This window comes from Sediminibacterium sp. FW305-C-61 (genome assembly GCF_058231065.1).
Window position 1 is genome coordinate 465,716 of record NZ_JBIQXR010000003.1, and the last position, 19,053, is coordinate 484,768.

Annotated in this window: 13 protein-coding genes; all 13 read left to right on the forward strand. The window is 38.2% G+C overall.

Going from position 1 to position 19,053, the window contains the following annotated elements; translation table 11 throughout:
• The first annotated feature begins 29 nt into the window (after positions 1-29).
• The 13 genes from ACH30E_RS11010 (at position 30) to ACH30E_RS11070 (ending at position 18,617) form a co-directional block, all read left to right on the forward strand.
• Positions 30-1,052, forward strand: coding sequence for a hypothetical protein (locus tag ACH30E_RS11010; RefSeq protein WP_490824852.1), 1,023 nt, complete (start codon positions 30-32; stop codon positions 1,050-1,052).
• Positions 1,042-1,833 carry a hypothetical protein gene (locus tag ACH30E_RS11015; RefSeq protein ID WP_490824854.1) on the forward strand — a complete coding sequence of 264 codons (792 nt, stop codon included), beginning with the start codon at positions 1,042-1,044 and terminating at the stop codon, positions 1,831-1,833. The genes ACH30E_RS11010 and ACH30E_RS11015 overlap by 11 nt, the downstream gene beginning before the upstream one ends.
• Complete coding sequence (locus ACH30E_RS11020; protein ID WP_490824855.1) at positions 1,830-3,401, forward strand: hypothetical protein; 1,572 nt, start codon at positions 1,830-1,832, stop codon at positions 3,399-3,401. Before ACH30E_RS11015 ends, ACH30E_RS11020 begins: the two co-directional genes overlap by 4 nt.
• Positions 3,398-4,540, forward strand: coding sequence for a hypothetical protein (locus ACH30E_RS11025; RefSeq protein WP_490824856.1), 1,143 nt, complete (start codon positions 3,398-3,400; stop codon positions 4,538-4,540). The genes ACH30E_RS11020 and ACH30E_RS11025 overlap by 4 nt, the downstream gene beginning before the upstream one ends.
• On the forward strand, positions 4,530-6,197 hold the full coding sequence (locus tag ACH30E_RS11030; protein ID WP_490824857.1) for a hypothetical protein: 1,668 nt from the start codon (positions 4,530-4,532) through the stop codon (positions 6,195-6,197). The genes ACH30E_RS11025 and ACH30E_RS11030 overlap by 11 nt, the downstream gene beginning before the upstream one ends.
• Positions 6,194-7,168, forward strand: coding sequence for a hypothetical protein (locus ACH30E_RS11035; protein WP_490824859.1), 975 nt, complete (start codon positions 6,194-6,196; stop codon positions 7,166-7,168). Before ACH30E_RS11030 ends, ACH30E_RS11035 begins: the two co-directional genes overlap by 4 nt.
• A complete protein-coding gene (locus tag ACH30E_RS11040) occupies positions 7,165-8,115 on the forward strand; it encodes a hypothetical protein (protein ID WP_490824860.1) in 951 nt (316 codons plus the stop codon). Before ACH30E_RS11035 ends, ACH30E_RS11040 begins: the two co-directional genes overlap by 4 nt.
• Positions 8,105-9,376: a hypothetical protein gene (locus ACH30E_RS11045; protein WP_490824862.1), complete on the forward strand. Its 1,272-nt coding sequence runs from the start codon at positions 8,105-8,107 to the stop codon at positions 9,374-9,376. Before ACH30E_RS11040 ends, ACH30E_RS11045 begins: the two co-directional genes overlap by 11 nt.
• 10 nt (positions 9,377-9,386) lie before the next feature.
• The gene (locus ACH30E_RS11050; protein ID WP_490847342.1) at positions 9,387-12,890 is read left to right on the forward strand and encodes an RHS repeat domain-containing protein; all 3,504 of its coding nucleotides are present in this window, start codon (positions 9,387-9,389) and stop codon (positions 12,888-12,890) included.
• Between the two features lie 20 nt (positions 12,891-12,910).
• Complete coding sequence (locus ACH30E_RS11055) at positions 12,911-13,285, forward strand: hypothetical protein (protein ID WP_490824865.1); 375 nt, start codon at positions 12,911-12,913, stop codon at positions 13,283-13,285.
• Between the two features lie 35 nt (positions 13,286-13,320).
• Positions 13,321-17,736: a DUF6443 domain-containing protein gene (locus ACH30E_RS11060; protein ID WP_490824867.1), complete on the forward strand. Its 4,416-nt coding sequence runs from the start codon at positions 13,321-13,323 to the stop codon at positions 17,734-17,736.
• A complete protein-coding gene (locus ACH30E_RS11065) occupies positions 17,723-18,295 on the forward strand; it encodes a hypothetical protein (protein WP_490824869.1) in 573 nt (190 codons plus the stop codon). The genes ACH30E_RS11060 and ACH30E_RS11065 overlap by 14 nt, the downstream gene beginning before the upstream one ends.
• A gap of 70 nt (positions 18,296-18,365) precedes the next feature.
• Positions 18,366-18,617 carry a hypothetical protein gene (locus ACH30E_RS11070; RefSeq protein ID WP_490824870.1) on the forward strand — a complete coding sequence of 84 codons (252 nt, stop codon included), beginning with the start codon at positions 18,366-18,368 and terminating at the stop codon, positions 18,615-18,617.
• The last annotated feature ends 436 nt before the right edge of the window (positions 18,618-19,053 follow it).

Consider the following 19,053-nt stretch of genomic DNA (forward strand, 5'->3'; position numbering starts at 1 on the left):
TCAGGTGCTTCTTTATATGCTTTTTATTGATGCAGCAGTTTGCATTTACACAAACTGCTAATGATATACAATTACATGATACAAGGGATAGCAGTTCATCGCCTAATATGTTCGGGTGGTATTCTCCTTATGTTAGCAAAGTCCGGTTCGACTTTAAATATACTCATCTAATAGGTTCACCGGGAGCAGGAACATATTCAACTTTACTAACTATTCCTCAATGGCCTGATAATAGTGGTGGAAGGATGCATCAGTTAGGGTTTAATGAGGGTGGTATATTTTTTAGGCAGGGGTGGCCATCTGCAACAAATTGGGAAGGTTGGCGGAGAGTGTTAGTTGAAGATAGTGATGGGAAAATTGGGGTAGGCACTTCATATCCAACAACTGTTTTTGATGTACAAAGAGCTCAGGCTGGTTCTAGTATTTCAATAACAGAATCTTCAGATGAAGGACTATCACCAGCGCTTTTTATATCCAAAAGATCACGAGGCACGAACTTAAATAGCCCCAATGCGATGCAAAATGGGAATTACCTTGGAGGATTGAGTATTCAAGGATTTGGAACTTCTTATGTAGAAGGTGCAAGGATTTATGGAGTTGCTTCTGAAGCATGGACAAGTTTAGCGAATGGAACGGATATTTTTTTTGCAACGGCAGCTAATCAAACTACTGGGATAGCTACAAAAATGGTTATTAAAAACGATGGTCGCGTTGGTATTGGCTTGTTGAATCCTTCAGAAAAGTTTTCAGTAGATGGAAATGTTCGTGCTAAAAAAGTTATCGTTTCTCAATCAGCCTGGCCCGACTATGTTTTTGATACTTCATATTCATTACGTCCATTGTCAGCGCTGGAAAAATTCATTACAAAAAATAAACACCTGCCAGAAATACCATCTGCTATAGAAGTGGAGGAGAAAGGTATTAGTGTGGGTGAAATCCAAGCTTTGTTGTTAAAGAAGATTGAGGAGCTCACATTGTATCTGATAGAACAAAACAAAAAACTCGATTATCTCATGAAGGAGAATACAAAATTAAAAAACCATGAGAAATAAATTATTAACAGCCATACTATTATTCACTTGCGTGAGAGTGAACAGCCAAACAATTTCTGAAATACAAATGCGAAATGCTCGCGCTACTGGCTATGCAATAGTTGCAGCAAGAAACCCTGGAATCCCATTTTCTATTTATATGCTTGAATGGGATGGAGTTAATACACTTGAGCACAACGCTACTACGAGAATAAATGCAGGATGGCATGCACAAGCTGTAATAAAAGGGAATTTCTTTTATCAGGAATTCGACGGAAGTGACTTTAGTCAATATAGCTCAGTGATATTAAGTCAGGAACAATTCGATATGTACAAACATTCAGGAACTCAATGGTGGATTGTTTGTAGCACGCTATCTCCGTTTAGTAGTACTATTACCAGCCAGGATGGAAATGTAGGCATTGGAACTACAACTCCATCTCAAAAACTCTCTGTTAATGGAAACATTGCTGCCAAAAAAATGATCATCACCCAAACCAATTGGCCCGATTATGTTTTCGATTCCTCTTATTCTCTCCGCACACTATCAGAATTAGAAAAGTTTATAACTAAAAATAAACATCTGCCAGATATGCCATCTGCTAAGGAAGTGGAAGAGAAGGGGATTAATGTTGGGGATAACCAGGCTTTGTTGTTAAAAAAGATTGAGGAACTCTCATTGTATCTGATAGACCAGCATAAAATGTTGCAAAATGTTTTAACTGAGCAAACAAAGCTTAAGTCTGAGAACCAGAAATTGTACACACAAATTCAAAAATTCCAATCTAAACACCGGCAATGAAAAAAATATTTTTGTATTGCGTATTATGGATGCTAGCATCCAGCATATTTGCTCAGTCTAACATATTTCCACCATATGGTAAAGTAGGTATTGGTACAACAACACCGTATTACAGGTTGCATGTAGATAGTGGCTACGTGTTTTCTTCAACCGGGTTTATAACGCCGGAATATTACTGGATCGGTAATGGTTCTGTGGGTTATATCAGAAAACTAAACAATAATATCCCCCTTCATTTTGCCAATGCTGGTGGAGTTCCGGAAATGACTATCGCAGGGAATGGAAATATTGGGATCGGGGAAAATAATCCACTTCACAGGCTTGATGTAGCAGGATCAATTAGAGGAAGGGCTCAATATGATAACTATACGCCAGATGGGTTATTTAATACCAATGCTTTGCCATCTGGAATTACAACTCCGAATGGAGCGATGCGTATTCGTTTTGGATATTTTGATCAGGGTTCGAACCAATACTGGGGGCGTATAGGTTTTTTAGGGAACACGAACTGGTCATTTGGCACGGCGAGTGGTGGGCATAGTTTTAGTATTGGCAGAGATTACTATGGGGAAGATTTTTTAATTGACAATACTGGGAAGGTAGGTATTGGAACATCTACCCCTTCGTCAAATCTTCATGTTTATGGAACCCGCTCAATTGCTACCATTGAAGCAACACCTACAGGCGATCATGCGAGTTTGGTAATTAAAGCGGCAGGAAACAATGGAGGTGGTGCACCATCTGTTTATTTTAGCAGAGGTGACAATATGTATGGTGCTCTTTTTGTTGAAAGGGGCAATGATGGAGAAAATCAGCCAATATTCACTGGCGCCAATACAACTGATTTTGTTTTAGGTTCTACAGCTTCGGTACCACTGAGGTTTGGTGTTAATAGAGAAATTAAGATGAGTTTAGATGTTTCTGGAAAATTAGGTATTGGAACCGCTAACCCTGGCTCTATTTTACATTTAAGGCGTGATAGCTATGGTGAGCAGTTTAGGATTTCAGCTTATGGAGATGGTATTAATGGGAATGGCCTTTCTATGGGAATAATGGGAGTTATTCCTCCCGCATATGGTGTACAAACTTCTTATTATTCTGCAATTAATAATGGGTACGCTGGTGATGACAATTCTCTACTTATTATAAATGATAAGGGTTATAATGATGGAGAAAAATTTGCAGATTTTGCTATTGGTAATGGCAAAGGAAGCCCTGTAGTGTTCGTTGACGGAAGTGAAGCTAAGATGGGTATTGGCACTACTACACCCTCTGAAAAACTTTCCGTCAATGGCAATGTCCGGGCGAAAAAGATAATTGTTTCCCAAACAGGCTGGCCCGATTATGTGTTCGACCCAACATATCGTTTAAAACCACTTGCAGAGTTATCTGCATTTATCCAGCAAAACAAACATCTTCCTGAAATGCCATCTGCTGCTGAAGTTGAAGCTAAAGGAATCAGTGTGGGAGATAACCAGGCATTGTTGCTTAAGAAGATTGAAGAATTGACATTGTATGTACTGGATTTGCAAAAACAGATTGATCAGCTTAAAAATAACAAACAATGAAAAAATATTTTTTTATTGTTATACTATTCTTAATTGGGCATGTTACCCTTACCGCACAAACAACTACCTATAATTGGAACGGTACAAGTTTTGGTGCTAATGGCACACAGGCAAAAAGAATAACCATCGGTAGGGTGTACTATAATCAATATCACTGGGGTGGTTATGGCAATATGAAAATCAGCCTCCGAAGTGCTTATTTTAAAAGTGCATTGGTTGAATATCTGGTACAGCCAAACCCTGCCACAAATGGTAATGTGCCTGTACTAACCTGTTTGAGTGCAGCAGGTGTTTTAGTTAACTCCGTAAAACTTGAACTTGGCCCGGCAACAGCAGTTGGCAATGAATATTCAGGTGGAATTAATTACTATATGGACCTGTATCTCGATGCGGATTATTATTCGGCCTGGTATGTAAATGCAGAGATAACTGGTGCTTTCGAATTAGATAGAAATACAATTGGATCCGGGGAATATGGTACCATGACTTTGTTCTCGTCTCCATTCAGCACCGATATTGCTGCGTTTAATCCTCATCGGAAAAGAATTGATTTACCCGCATACAATGCCAGTGTCTATATCCCAGAGAAATTAGGTATCGGCATGTCAGTTGAGCCAGTTTCTGCTTTAACTGTAAATGGAAATATCACTACCTACTCCCAGGATAATGTTTTACAATTTGGTACCAATACATCTACCGCACCTTATGTAGCCGGAATAAGTAGTGGCGAACTTGTGTTAGGTACGCAAAACACGGGGAAGCTATGGGTATTGCCCAATGGAAATATTGGTATTGGTACTTCAGCACCTGCAACTAAATTATCCGTGAACGGAGATATAAGGTCTAAGAAAATGATTGTTTCCCAAACAGGCTGGCCAGATTATGTTTTTGATTCTTCTTATTCTCTCCGCCCGTTATCAGAACTAGAAACTTTTATTTCAAAGCATAAACACTTACCCGATATACCCTCTGCCAGTGATGTAGACGAAAAGGGTATTAGCGTAGGTGATAACCAGGCTTTGCTGTTAAAAAAGATCGAGGAGCTGACTTTATACATGATTTCAATGAATAAAGAAATCATTCAATTAAAAGACGATAATAAGCAACTCAAAAAAGCACTGAAAAAATATGAAAAATAAATACTTAACCAGTCTTCTCTTGTTTGCTGTATCTATAACAAATGCGCAAACCAATACATTTCCGGCTACTGGTAATGTAGGTATAGGCACAACGAGTCCTACAGATATACTTACGGTAGCAGGACAAATAAAATCCGGCGCTATTCTAATGACTGGCTGGTCCAATTCACCCTATAGTAATTCTACCTGGCTCAGGGGTGCAAGTGGAGTTGGGGTTTTTCTTACAAATGAGAATGTTACCCGATGGGCAGGGCTTCAGGCAGATGGAAGTTTTGATGTGTCGTCGGGCAAATTTTTTGTTGATGCTGCAACAGGTTTTTCCGGGTTTAACAGTAAAACACCTACCCAACTGCTGTTTGTAAATGGAGGCAGTAAGACGAACAGCATGTATGTAGGTTCTTCAAGTAATTTTTCAGATCGTTCCGGAAATGGAGACAATATTTACATACGACAACCGATGCAGACTTCCGGGGGGTGGTGGGGTATGAATGTCGCTATTCAAGGGCCTTTGTCCGGACACACTGCTCCATTTTATCCTGTCAGATACCTGAGTGATGAAAACAGCGATGGATTAGATGATACTGAACATTTTTTTATTGATAAATATGGAGGCGGATTTTTTAGAGGGAAGGTTGGTATAGGTGAATTAAATCCAACACTTAAATTGGAAATCTATGAATCTAATCCGAGTACTAAAATAACCACTCTCAAAAGAGGGATACAGGGGTATGAACCCCAATTGCCAACTACGTACGGGAAACCTTATTTATCCATTGGTTCAACTGAATACAAGCCCAATTCAATTCAAAGTATTGCCTTTGGATATACAACAGGTGGAAGTCATCAACCAGCTGAAATAGGTTTTCAAACCACTGATGTTTCAGCATATACCCTTGGAGATATTGTATTTGCTAATAGATACAATGTAAGTGACCAGGCTCCAACTGAAGTTATGAGGTTGACAAGTATCGGAAACCTTGGCCTTGGAACAGCATCACCTTTATCAAAATTCGTAATCAATGAGAATGATCCGACAAAAAAAATATTTGTTATTCAACGAGGTATTCAAGGGTTTGAAGCGGGATTGCCAACTTCTTTTGGAAAGCCTTATTTATCAATAGGGTCGAGTGAATTTAAACCTAATTCGATTCAAAGTATTGCTTTCGGATACACTACAACCGGAAGCATACAGCCAGCTGAAATTGGATTCAGAACCACAGATGTCTCGGCATATACCCTTGGGGATATTGTATTTGCAAATAGGAGTAATGTAAATAATGAAGAACCAAGTGAAGTTGTGCGTATAACCAGTCAAGGTAATATGGGTATTGGAACAAATATTCCGGCAGAAAAACTTTCTGTAAACGGTAATGTACGAGCCAAAAAAGTCATCGTTTCCCAAACAGGCTGGCCTGATTATGTTTTCGACACATCGTATTCTCTTCGCTCTTTATCAGAAGTAGAAACTTATATCAAAAAAAACAAACGGTTGCCGGAAGTGCCTTCGGCTGCTGAAGTGGAAGAGAAAGGTGTTAGCGTAGGGGATAACCAGGCTTTGTTGTTGAAGAAAATTGAGGAGTTGACTTTGTATTTAATTGAAATAAAAAATGAAAATACAGCTTTGAAAAAGCGCATTGATAAACTAGAAAATAAATGAAAAACTTTTTAGTCATACTGATCTTGATGATGTCATTTGAAGGAAAATCGCAAAATCTTCCTTTGAATGCCGGATCTGCTTACCCATTGTCTGGACCATTGTATCATAGTGGTAATTCTTATATCAGGAGAAGTCTTACGCCAACTTATTTTGGTTATAGTAATAGTTACCGTGTACTGATGCTTGGTTCTGCATCTACTACCTATACAACACAAGAAGAAGGTTCTGTAACACTTTCTTTTGGGTATGATCCATCATCAAATACAAATGGGGCATTTACAGGAGACGGAAGGGAAATATTGTTTAGGAACGGAGTGGCTTTTACAACGCCAAATGCTGCAAATAATGGTTACCATCTGAATAATTTTGTTTTGAAAGATGGTAATGTAGGAATAGGCCCATCATCGCCTCTTGATAAGTTGCATTTGTACACAGGGCCAAGTCCGGCTTATGGTACAAGTGGAGGGATTACTATTAGCGACTCTTATACGGTTGGGAGACTTTGGGATTCCGGAGGTGGCCATGATATTGGTACACTTGATTTATACAATGATGGGTCACATAATATTAAGATTGTGGCAACGGGTTCATCTTATTTGAATGGTGGTAATGTTGGAATTGGCACCGCCTCCCCTTCAGAAAAATTATCAGTCAATGGTAATGTACGCGCCAAAAAAGTAATTGTATCACAATCAAGCTGGCCTGATTATGTTTTTGATCCATCATATAAACTTAGGACTTTACCTGAAGTTGAACAGTTTATTAAAACCAAAAAACGTTTGCCTGAAATGCCATCAGCTACTGAAGTAAGTGAGCAAGGTATAAGCGTTGGAGATAACCAGGCCTTATTATTGAAAAAAGTTGAAGAGTTGACTTTGTACCTGATTGAGTTGCGCAAAGAAAATGTAGAAATAAAAAAACAGCTATACGCACAGGCAAGTGAAATCCAATCATTAAAAAAGAAGAAATGAAATATCTATTGATATCCTTTATTATTCTCTATGAAATGACTTCTATAGTATGTTATGCCCAGAACACATTTCCGGCAACAGGAAATGTTGGGATAGGAACAACTAGTCCTTCAAATAAGTTAACGGTTGAAGGCCAAATTGAAGCAGGGCCACTTTTATTGAAAGCGTGGTCTCAATCACCTTATGCAAATTCCAGTTGGGTTCGGGGAATGTCTGATGTAGGTGTTTTCTTGACAAATAACAATGTTACCCGTTGGGCTGGACTTAAAACTGATGGAAGTTTTGATGTTTCTGCCGGGCTGCTATTTGTAGACGGAATTACGGGAAATGTAGGAATTGGGAGTACTAATCCACAGTTTAAGTTGGATGTTCAAGGAAATGTATATCATCAGGGCAAATTGAGTATTGGAACTACTTATAACGGCTTCGCATTAAATGTAGCAGGAAATGCTTACGTAATAGGTGGTCATACATTTGTTAACGAGGGGTATGGCTATTTGTCCGCATCTGGAGTTACAGGCATGTATCCATTATCTGATGGTATTGGTTTTAGGGTAAACAATAGTGAGCAAGTCAGGATAGACCAAAATGGGAATATGGGGATTGGTATTTCAAATCCTTCTGAAAGAATTACCGTTAATGGTAATGTGCGTGCCAAAAAGGTTATTGTATCTCAAGCCAGCTGGCCCGATTATGTTTTTTCACCTGAGTATAAGCTAAAGTCGATTCCTGATTTAGCCGCATTTATTCAAAAGAATCAACACTTACCAGGAGTTCCTTCTGCAAAAGAAGTGGAGGAGAAAGGTATAAGTGTAGGAGATAATCAGGCTTTACTATTGAGAAAGATTGAAGAGCTAACACTTTATGTAATTCAGTTAGACTCAGTCAACAGAAAATTGGGTGAAGAAATTCAACAACTAAAACAAAACAAAAAGAATGAGAAATAAACCAATTTTTATAATGCTAACTGTTTTTTCTTTTTGTCAAATAGAAATACTTGCATTTTATGCGGCGGGTAATGAAACTACTAATGATTTATATGAAAAAAGAAACAAAACGGATAATTATCTGAGTAAATATTTTAAATCTCTAAAACGAAAAAATAAATACACTTCTTTAGTAGATTATCTGCCTTTATCGGGCGGCACCTTAAGTGGTAATTTAGCTGGTACTACTGCCACATTTAGCAATACAATGCAGGCAGGTAGTTTTTATACTCCATCCGGATCTTATCAATGGGGTAATATTCAATATTCATGGTCTTCTTCTCCACGTATTACGCCTCCCAATAGTATCACTTTATTCGATCAGTATGGTAGTGACGGGGGCAGTGGAAGTCCTACTAATTATGGAACAATACTTGATTTGTATGGTAGAAATGGACATTTAAATAGTCAGTTGTACTTTGGAGAAAATGGGCAACTACTTTATCGGCATGCATTTTACGGAGAAAATACCTGGCCATCATGGCAAACGATTTTAACATCTACAAGTATTCAGAACCACAATCTTCCATTGAAAGGAAATAGTATTTTATCGACTGGCGATATTTCTGTCACTACCGGTTCTTATCGATGGTCAAATAACCAGTATAACTGGTCTTCTGCCCCACGCACCACACCGGCGAATAGCATCACACTATTCGATCAATACGGAAACGATGGAGGAACCGGGAATCCAACTGGTTATGGAACTATGCTAGATTTATATGGCCGAAACGGACACCTCAATAGTCAGTTATATTTTGGAGAAAGCGGACAATTACTTTATCGGCATGCATTTTATGGAGAAAATTCCTGGCCTAGTTGGCAAACTTTAATTACATCCGCGAATGTTCAGCAACACGCATTAGCAATTTCAGGCGGTACATTAACAGGTGTTCTGAATGGCACGTCCGCTTTTTTTAATGGAAATATTAAAGCCAAAAAAGTAATCGTTTCCCAAACAAGTTGGCCCGACTATGTTTTCGATTCATCTTATGCATTAAAACCGCTACACGAACTTGAATCTTTTATTGCCAGGCATAAACACCTGCCAGACATTCCTTCTGCAAAAGAAGTAGAAGAAAATGGAATTAGTGTGGGTGATCAGCAGGCTTTATTGATCAAAAAAATTGAGGAGTTGACATTGTACATATTTCAGCTAAAGAAAAATGAAGATTCATTAAGGAATAAGATTAACCTAATTGAAAAAAAAATAAACTTTTAATAAGATGAATATGAAAATTACAATTTGCATATTTCTATTTTTTGTTTTGGGTGTGATAAATTCTAAATCCCAAAACCCGCAAAATATTAATATGACTACTAATCTCCCAAAGATGACTCCGGTTTCTCCTGAGGCTGCATCTTTAGGTAAGTATGGGCAAATACCTGTTAGTCACTATACAGGTGTGCCAAATATATCGATCCCACTCTACAATATTAAGACTGGTGAAATTCAATTGCCTATATCAATGAATTATCATTCCGGCGGAATAAAAGTAGAAGAAATGCCATCCAGTGTGGGGTTAGGATGGTCGTTAAGTGCTGGAGGGGTAATAACAAGAAGTCAGAGAGGCTTAGATGATGAGAATGGATATTTTGTTGATGGTGCTGAAAAGGCAAGGAAACTGTATAACAATCAAATGACTGCAACAGAAAGAGATGCTTTCTTATTAGGCATTTATAGGAGGTCGATTGATGCTGAAGCAGATATCTTTTACTTTAATGTTGCAGGTATGACAGGGAAATTTTTTATAACTGACGAAGGTGTGTTTGTAACAACTCCAAGATCGGATATTAAAGTAACATACCTGGGTAATGGATGGAGGTTGACCAGTTCAACAGGTATTGAGTACACCTTCTCTGCTCCTGAAACCACACAATCTACGCCTTATTGTTGGAGTAGTTCTTCAGGTGGTAGTACAAACGATGCGTCTTCTTCTGTATCTGCCTGGTATCTTACGTCAATAAAGGATAAAAATGGGAATCAGGTTGATTTATTATATGAAAGCGACGGAGTTCAATATCAGACAAAGACCACAGCAACGCGCCACTTGTTAACTCAGGGAGTACAATCCTTACCAGATTTCTCCTATTGTAATAACATGGTAACAATTTCAGGTAAAAGGCTAAAGTCAATCCATTATGCAAATGGAAAAGTTGTATTTAACAGATCAACAACTGCTTCAGCAGAACAGATTTATCCTTTAAATACTATAACCGTTACAGATACTTTTAACAGAGATGTCAAAAAATACCAGTTTTATACCAGTGGATTTACTACTTCTGGTATTGGGGGCTGTGAAGACTTGGTATATAGTCGTCTTCGGCTTGATAGTATAAAAGAAATAACCAATTCTTCTGTTTCTATACCGCCGTACAAATTTACATATGATGCGACTTCATTACCTTGTCGCTTATCTAACGCGCAGGATCACTGGGGTTATTATAACGGGAAGTCGAATAGTACATTTGTCAGGTATCAGAATAGTCAAAATGGTCCATATATTGGAGCTGATAAGTCACCCGATTTTCAATACGCAAAAGCAGGAACGCTTATAAGAATTGATTACCCTACCGGAGGCAGTAATGTGTTTGAATATGAGGGCAATTCATATGGCGTATATAAGTCAGCTGGGTTTGATTTTGAAAATCCTGTTTCATTAACTGGTATTTCTGGCGATAATTCAAACCATAATAATGACTATATCGTTTATTTTAATGGTTCTTTTACGGTACAGTCTTCTGATACAGATCCTAGTGGGTATGCTTCCATTAATTCTCTATTCTCGTTTCAGAAAGATAATAATCCATATTTTCATGTTATTTATGCTACTATATATGGTCCGAATAACTATGTGCATCAAATCAATACGAGTTATTATCAAAATGGAGAAAACTTGTCTTTACAGGCAGGTACTTACTATGTGTATGTTACAATTGAAACGGAATATCCAGGAACACCTTGGGTGTCATTTAATTTGAATTTTTCCAAAAACCCTTATTATTCAGGTGGGTATCAGAATTATGCATATGGGGGTATTCGAATCAAGTCAATACAATCAAAAAGCTATTCTTCACCTGATGAAATAACTTCATTTTCATACAACTGGCACGATGGTTCTATTCCTAATAGCATATCGTCTGGGCAGTTCTCATTGAGGCCTGATTATGTGTACACAAATACTCAGTATAATACTACAAATGGTTTTTCGTCTTATATAAACTACAATAATGCTTCAAATTACCCACTGCTTCAAACTAATGGGGCTGTAATGGGGTATAAAAATATTACAGTACTATACGGAACGGACGGGCAAAATGGTAAAAAAGAATTTACGTTTACCGGATATAGTGATCACGGGGATATACTTGACTTAGGATTTCCTTATCCATCCGCTGTGGAATATGATTGGAAACGTGGTCTTATAACAAAAGAGACGATTTATGCAAAAAATGGAAGTGCATTTGTGCCAGTACAGCGCAAAGAGTATGCTTATGAATTTCATAGCTCAGATACAACTCGCAAATATGTAAGCTCTATAAAGATCGGAAAAAATCATACAGAGCAAAGTTTTACAGGAGATTCTTATGATATTTTGGGTATTGTTTATGCAGGGTATAGACCCATTGCAGAAGCATTTAATATAAGAAGAGAAACCGTTTATGATTATGATCAAATAAATGGTAGTATCGTTGGAACAACACAGTCTGAGTTTAATTATAATAACAAAAATTTTCAGCAACGCCGTCGGTCAGTTAATACGAGTAAGGGAGATTCCTTGATAACTTATACCTATTATCCTGTCGACTACAACGCTACAAATACATCGGCATCAGGAAAGTTTTTAAAAGATTTGGCAGATGCGAATATTGTTTCAATGCCAATAGAGCAACTCTCCACAAAAATTAGCAGTTCAGGTGAAAATATTATTGGGGGAACACTTACAACATTCAAATCAGATGTACTCGCTCCTGATAAAATCTCCAGACTTATTCTATCTTCTCCGCTAACACTATCTTCATTCGTGAAAAGTTACGTTGATGGTTCCAATCAACTTAATTATAGTTCATTATACAAACCAACTATAAGTTTTGATCAGTATCACACTAATGGTAAGCCGACGCAATTGCATAAAGTAGATGATATTAATCACGCCTATATATACGGGTATAAAGCAGAATTAGTGATTGCTGAAATTGTAAATGCCAATATACAATCTACAGCTTATAGTTCTTTTGAAGAAGATGGAACAGGCAATTGGACATTTAATAATGCCGGGATTATAACTGCAACTGCAGTTACTGGAAAAAGATATTATCAACTTGGGTATGGGAATATTACTAAGTCGGGGCTTTCAGCCGCTCAGAACTATGTAGTATCCTACTGGAGCAACACCGGAGCACATAATGTTTCAGGTGGGAATTTATTAAAGTCAGGTAATTCTACCAATGGCTGGGTTTATTACGAATATGAAGTTACAGGTGTTACTAGTGTCTCAATATCTGGTTCTGGTAATATTGATGAAGTTCGACTTTACCCTAAAGGATCTGAAATGAAATCATATACTTATGAGCCGTTGACTGGAATTACTACAACGAGTGATGCAAATGGGCGGATACTTTATTACGAATACGATATAAATGGAAGACTGCTACTTATTCGTGATCATCAAAGAAATATAATTAAATCCTTTTGTTACAATTATTCCGGGCAACAAATTGCTTGTGATAATTAACCACCTTAAATAAAAATGCAATGAAATATAGTGTAACCTTTTTTTTAGCTGTACTTATTTCGGGTATTACTAATGCACAAGTACATGGAGTTAAAGAAAATCGAGATAGTGTAATTAAACAATCAATTATTAAGTTGAAAAATAATATTTCAATTTCCCAAAACCAAGAGCAGGAAATTAAATTAGCACGCGAGCATGAAGTTAAATGTATTGATAGTGTTAATCTTTCTTTTACATCTGACCTGGAAATATTTAAGAAAAAAACAAAAGGGTGTATTGAAAAATATCAAGAGAAGTTGAAAAGAATATTGTCTGAGAGCCAGTTAGAACAGTATCGAAAGATTGGGAACGATCTTGTTAAAGAAAAACGAAAACAAACGAAGACTAGTAAATGAGATCAATGTATAGACTTCATTCCAAAATTAACATCATGAAAAAAGCTTATTGCAATATAATTGGGTTGTTATTTTTATTATCACAAGTTGCTTTTGCACAAACCAACAAACCCAACGGCAGCGTTCGCCCAACAGCCACCGCAGTTAACGCCCCATCGGCGTATAATAGCGGCGTATTGGTAAACTATGTACGCACCCGTGAGGCAGTGGCACCCATTACCGATCCCAGTACTTTTAACAGTGCTGGTTATACACAGGTAAAACAGGCCACACAATTTTTAGATGGGCTGGGTCGCCCTTTACAAACGGTAATAAAACAGGCAAGCCCGCTGTTGAAAGATATGGTGAGCCCTGTGGTATATGATGCTTATGGGAGAGAAGTATATAAATATCAACCTTATGTATCAACAACCGATAACGGCAGTTTTAAACTAAATCCGTTTGGGGAGCAATCTTCATTCATGAACAGCCAGTATGCGGGAGAGTCTGTCTATTATAATGAATCCCAATTTGAAGCATCGCCACTAAACCGTGTTATCAAAACGCTGGCGCCTGGTAATAGCTGGGGAGGCAGTAACCGGGGCGTAAGTATGGAGTATCGCTTAAATGATGCCAATGATGCGGTACGAATATGGGATATAACCAACAGTGCTTTAACGTTCAGCAATAATGATGTTAGTACCAATATACCCACCACCTCAGGTATATACGGAACGGGGCAGCTATATGAAACACATACTATAGATGAGGCAGGAAACAGGGTAGCAGAATACAAGGATAAGGAAGGCAAAGTGATCCTTAAAAAAGTACAGACAGACAGCTCGCCATCAGAAAGCCATAACGGCTGGCTATGTACCTATTATGTATATGATGATTTTGGACTGCTGCGTTATGTAATACAACCCGAGGCAGTAGCCTACATGAATGTAAATGGCTGGACACTAGGTACAGATGCCATCAATGAACAAAGCTTCCGATATGAATACGATGGCTTAAACCGAATGATTGCCAAAAAAGTACCCGGAGCAGGATGGGTATATATGGTATACGACAAACGCGACAGATTAGCCTATACACAGGACGCGAATATGCGCAGCCAGAACCAATGGATGGCTACCCTTTACGACGGGCAGAACAGACCTACAACCACCGGTATGATTACTTATAGTGGTACCCGCAATGATTTACAGGCCTTACTGGACAGTCGTTTTGACGCGGCCCAGTCAACAGTGGTAACCGTAAATTTTAGTGCACCCGATATTTTATACCTTGATAAACATGTATCAGGCCAAACGGTGTATCGTGCAGTAACAGAAATACAGTTTACGGATGGCTTTGATTCAGGTACCGAAAATTTTGAAACCATCATAGGCCCCTATGTACAAAGCAGCAGTACGGTATTATTAAATTATGACCCCTTTCCATCAGGAGCAAATTTTATTGCACTTACTTATACCTATTATGATGATTATGCATTCACCTCGAAAAACTATAATACCAGTTACAATAGTCAGATAGACGCGGGAGGAAATGCTTACCCTGAAACAGTGCCATCAGTGTCCAGCGCACTAACCCGCGGACAGGTAACGGGAACCAAAGTAAGGGTAATAAAAAACCCGGCTGATCTGAGTCAGGGCGACTGGCTGGAATCGGTAAGTTTTTATGATGATAAAGCACGGGTGATACAAACCCAGTCGCTCAACCATAAAAGTGGTACAGATATAACCACGATGCGTTACGATTTTACGGGCAAGCTAATTACCAGTTACCAGGTACACAACAATGCTGCAGCGGGTTTAACGGTGAGAACCAAAACGAATATGCTGTATGATCATGCTGGTCGTTTGCTGGAAGTTAAAAAAACACTGAATGATGATGGCAATACCACGCGTTATCTGGCAAGGAACAGCTACGATGAACTTGGACAGCTAAAAGAGAAAAAACTGGGTCAGCAATACGGCACCAGTACTGAAATGGAATTGCAGGCTTATGAGTACAATATACGTGGCTGGTTGCAGGGGCTAAACAAAAATTACAGCAATACCACAAATAACAGTGCCTGGTTTGGTATGGAGCTGAACTATGATTATGGTTTTGAAACCAACCAGTACAATGGAAATATTGCTGGCATACAATGGCGCAGTAAAGGAGATGGAGAAAGAAGGGCATTTGGTTATGGTTATGATAAAGCGAATCGTATACTGTTTGGCGATTTTAACCAGTACACGAGTAGTAGCTGGAATAAAACAGCCAACCTGAACTTCAGCATGTTGATGGGCGATGGCGTCAGCCATAGCAGTGCCTACGATGCCAATGGGAATATAAAAGCCATGCTGCAGTATGGAGTAAAAGGCGCATCGAGTCTGGTGATTGATAACCTGAGTTACAGTTATAACAGCTTAAGTAATAAGTTGGGTTATGTAAATGATGCGGTAACAGCCGACCAGAAGCTGGGCGATTTTACCAATAATAATACGGGAACAGATGACTACAGCTACGATATAAACGGAAACCTGACGACAGATAAAAACAAAAACATCACAAGCATAGCCTATAACCACCTGAACCTGCCCTATTTGGTAACGGTAAATGGCAAGGGAACCATAAAATATACTTATGATGCGGCGGGTAATAAATTGGAGAAAGAAACCATAGAAACCTCCCCATCCTCCAAAACAACGAATACCAGTTATTTGGGAGGGTATGTATATGAAAACAATGTATTGCAGTTTTTTGGTCATGAAGAAGGGAGGATACGCCGTAAAACAGATGGCAGTTATGTGTACGATTATTTTGTAAAAGACCACCTTGGCAATACGCGGATGGTACTCACGGAAGAGCAGCAAACGGATGCCTATCCTGTGGCATCGCTGGAAGCGGCAACAATAAATAATGAAAAGCTGTATTATACCATACCGGACGATGCTGGTACCCGTGTAAACAAAAACACAGTAGCTGGTTACCCGAGTGATACATATACCGACCCGAACGATTATATCCATAAACTGAATGGTAGTGGAACGAAAGTGGGAAGTAGTATGGTGTTAAAGGTAATGAGTGGCGATAAAGTAAATATACACGCAAAAAGCTGGTATCGTTTAAATGGTGTAACCCCCGGCAGTCCGGTGAGCCCTTTAACTGACCTGGTGGCAGCCTTGGCAGGCGGAGTGGCGCAGTCAGCAGCGGGTAAGTACGCGGCGGGCGACCTTATCATCAATGGAAGTTTGAGTCCTGGCATGACGGATATGTTGAATACCCAAGGATACAGCAGCACGAAACCGAAAGCCTATCTCAACTGGGTATTATTTGATGAACAGTTTAAATACGTAGGTTCTGGAAGCGGATTTGACCAGGTAGGAGCAGACCAGGAATTAAAACAACATATCTTAACCAATTTGCCCGTAACAAAAAATGGATATTTGTATATTTACGTAAGCAACGAAACACCAAATGTTGATGTGTTCTTTGATAATTTACAGGTGACCCATGTAAGAGGTTCTTTACTTGAGGAAACGCATTATTATCCGTTTGGGTTGACGATGGCGGGGATTAGTAGTAAGGCGGCTGGGAAGTTGGATAACAAGTATGAGTACAATGGTAAAGAGAAACAGGAGAAGGAGTTTAGTGATGGTTCAGGACTTGAATGGTATGATTATGGAGCAAGGATGTACAACAATCAAATAGGGCGTTTTCAAAGTACTGACCCTGATGCAGTTTCCTACTATGAATGGAGCCCATACATGTATGTTCGTAACAATCCAATTTTACGCATAGATCCAACAGGAAAGTGGGATGTAACCATACATGTGGCGCGCAATAGAGAAAAGTATGGCTATGGAGTAGCAATCGTTACAGATAGGCATGGTAATGAAGTGTTTCGATTTAACGTTAGAGCAGAGGGGGTTGGTGGAACAAATAGAATGAAAAAAAATTCAAATACTCCATTAGGTGTTTATGATATACCTGATAAACGAGGGGGAGCTTGGACTAAAGGAGGTAGCAGACTTTCATATGGTCCAAATGCTCGACTTCTAATGACCCCTGAATCAGGTGAAATTGTTGAAAGTGGTAGAGATTTAATACGCATGCATGGAGGAAGACAAGAAAAAATGAATGAAACAACTGGTGAGTGGGAGCCTATTAAAGATGCACGTTTAAAGAAAACACAGGGATGTTTAAGATGTTTTGAATCTGACATAATAGACTTTAAGGCAATAACAGATCAATTAGAAAAGAATGACAAAGAAGAGTTTGGAGGGAAAGTAACAATAGTTGATGATTTGTCTGAAAACGATGCTCAATCTTTAGTTGTGACTAAAGCTAATGGGAAAAAAGCGTCAAAAAAAGAGGTAGAAAGATTGTTTGATCGAATATTTAAGAATATTAATCAGATGTATGAAGATTATGTGAAATGGAGTAAAAAACAACCAAAAGAAAATGAAAACCACTAAAACCTTAGTTTATTGGATGTTGAGTACATTTATTATTACTTCTTGTAGTGCTCAACAAAACCCCAATACAGATGCGTGTGTTATCTCAAAAAATGTTGAAAGTAACAGTCAACTTATTAAAAGTAAAAATCTCAAATCAATTCTGGCAAAAAGTAAGGATAACTGTAATCTTCGCCTTGTTGATTCAATTTATGCTACTTTTTTACGGGAAGGAAATAAGTTGGGGTTTGAATTCTTAACAAGTATTGCAAACCAAAGTGATGGGTATCTTTCGGAATACATTGTAGAAAAGATGGGAAAAATTTATTTTACTAAATTTGAATCTTTCTTTAACTTTTTATACGAAGATTTTTCAAATAAAAGAAAAAATGAACTTGCTCTTTTTTTGGTAGATTGTTGGTCTTCGATTGCAGCTACCAGCGACAATGCTACAATTGCTATTGCCAAAATTCGAAAAAATACCCAGAGTATTGTTGGAAAGCAACAAAGTGATTTAGAAAATCGAATGAAATATTTAAATACTCTTCTTGAAAAGATTAATGCCAAGTATTTAGATTAGTTGAAACAAGGGAAAAAATTAGAACCACTCCACAAAACGGGGTGGTTTTTTTATGCTCAAAACTCATGTTATGAAAATGAATACAGAAAATACAAATTGTTTTGTTTATGAAACAGAAGAATTGCTCATAGAACTGTTAGGAGGTGTACGAGTAGAAGGGTTGGACAGAATGCGAGTAACGATGAAAGTGAGTGTAGTAAACAGAAAACACCCACAATACACAAGAGAGTTAGCTGATTTAGCCATCAGACACAATTTAGATTTGTACAATGATAGACAGGTTGAGAAGTTTGTAAGCTGCAACATTCACGATTTTCCTTAATAAAAGCGTTCGAATATTTGGACAAGTGCAAAAGGGAGAAATATAAATGACAGATTAATGGAAAATTAAACTGCCATGCTTTATAATGAGTAGCTGATTGGGAGGTACTGCCGTAATTATAGACAACAATCGCCTGATTTATTGGTATTGATCCTGTTTCTTACAGCCTTTTGAATATATTCTTTGATTTTATTTAAATCTGGTACAGTATTATTCAACACTTCCAGTGGTGAAGGTCCCTGAAGAATATGAACGGGTCTGTTATTGTAATTGAGAACTGCCTGTTCCAGTATTTTTTCTAAATGTTGGCGGTTATTAATGGGTTATTGATCAAAAAATAGAGAAGTATTTTTATATTACCTGCACGGGAATTTATTCCCGTGCAAAAGGTAGGAGCCGACCAGGAACTAAAACAACATATCTTAACCAATTTGCC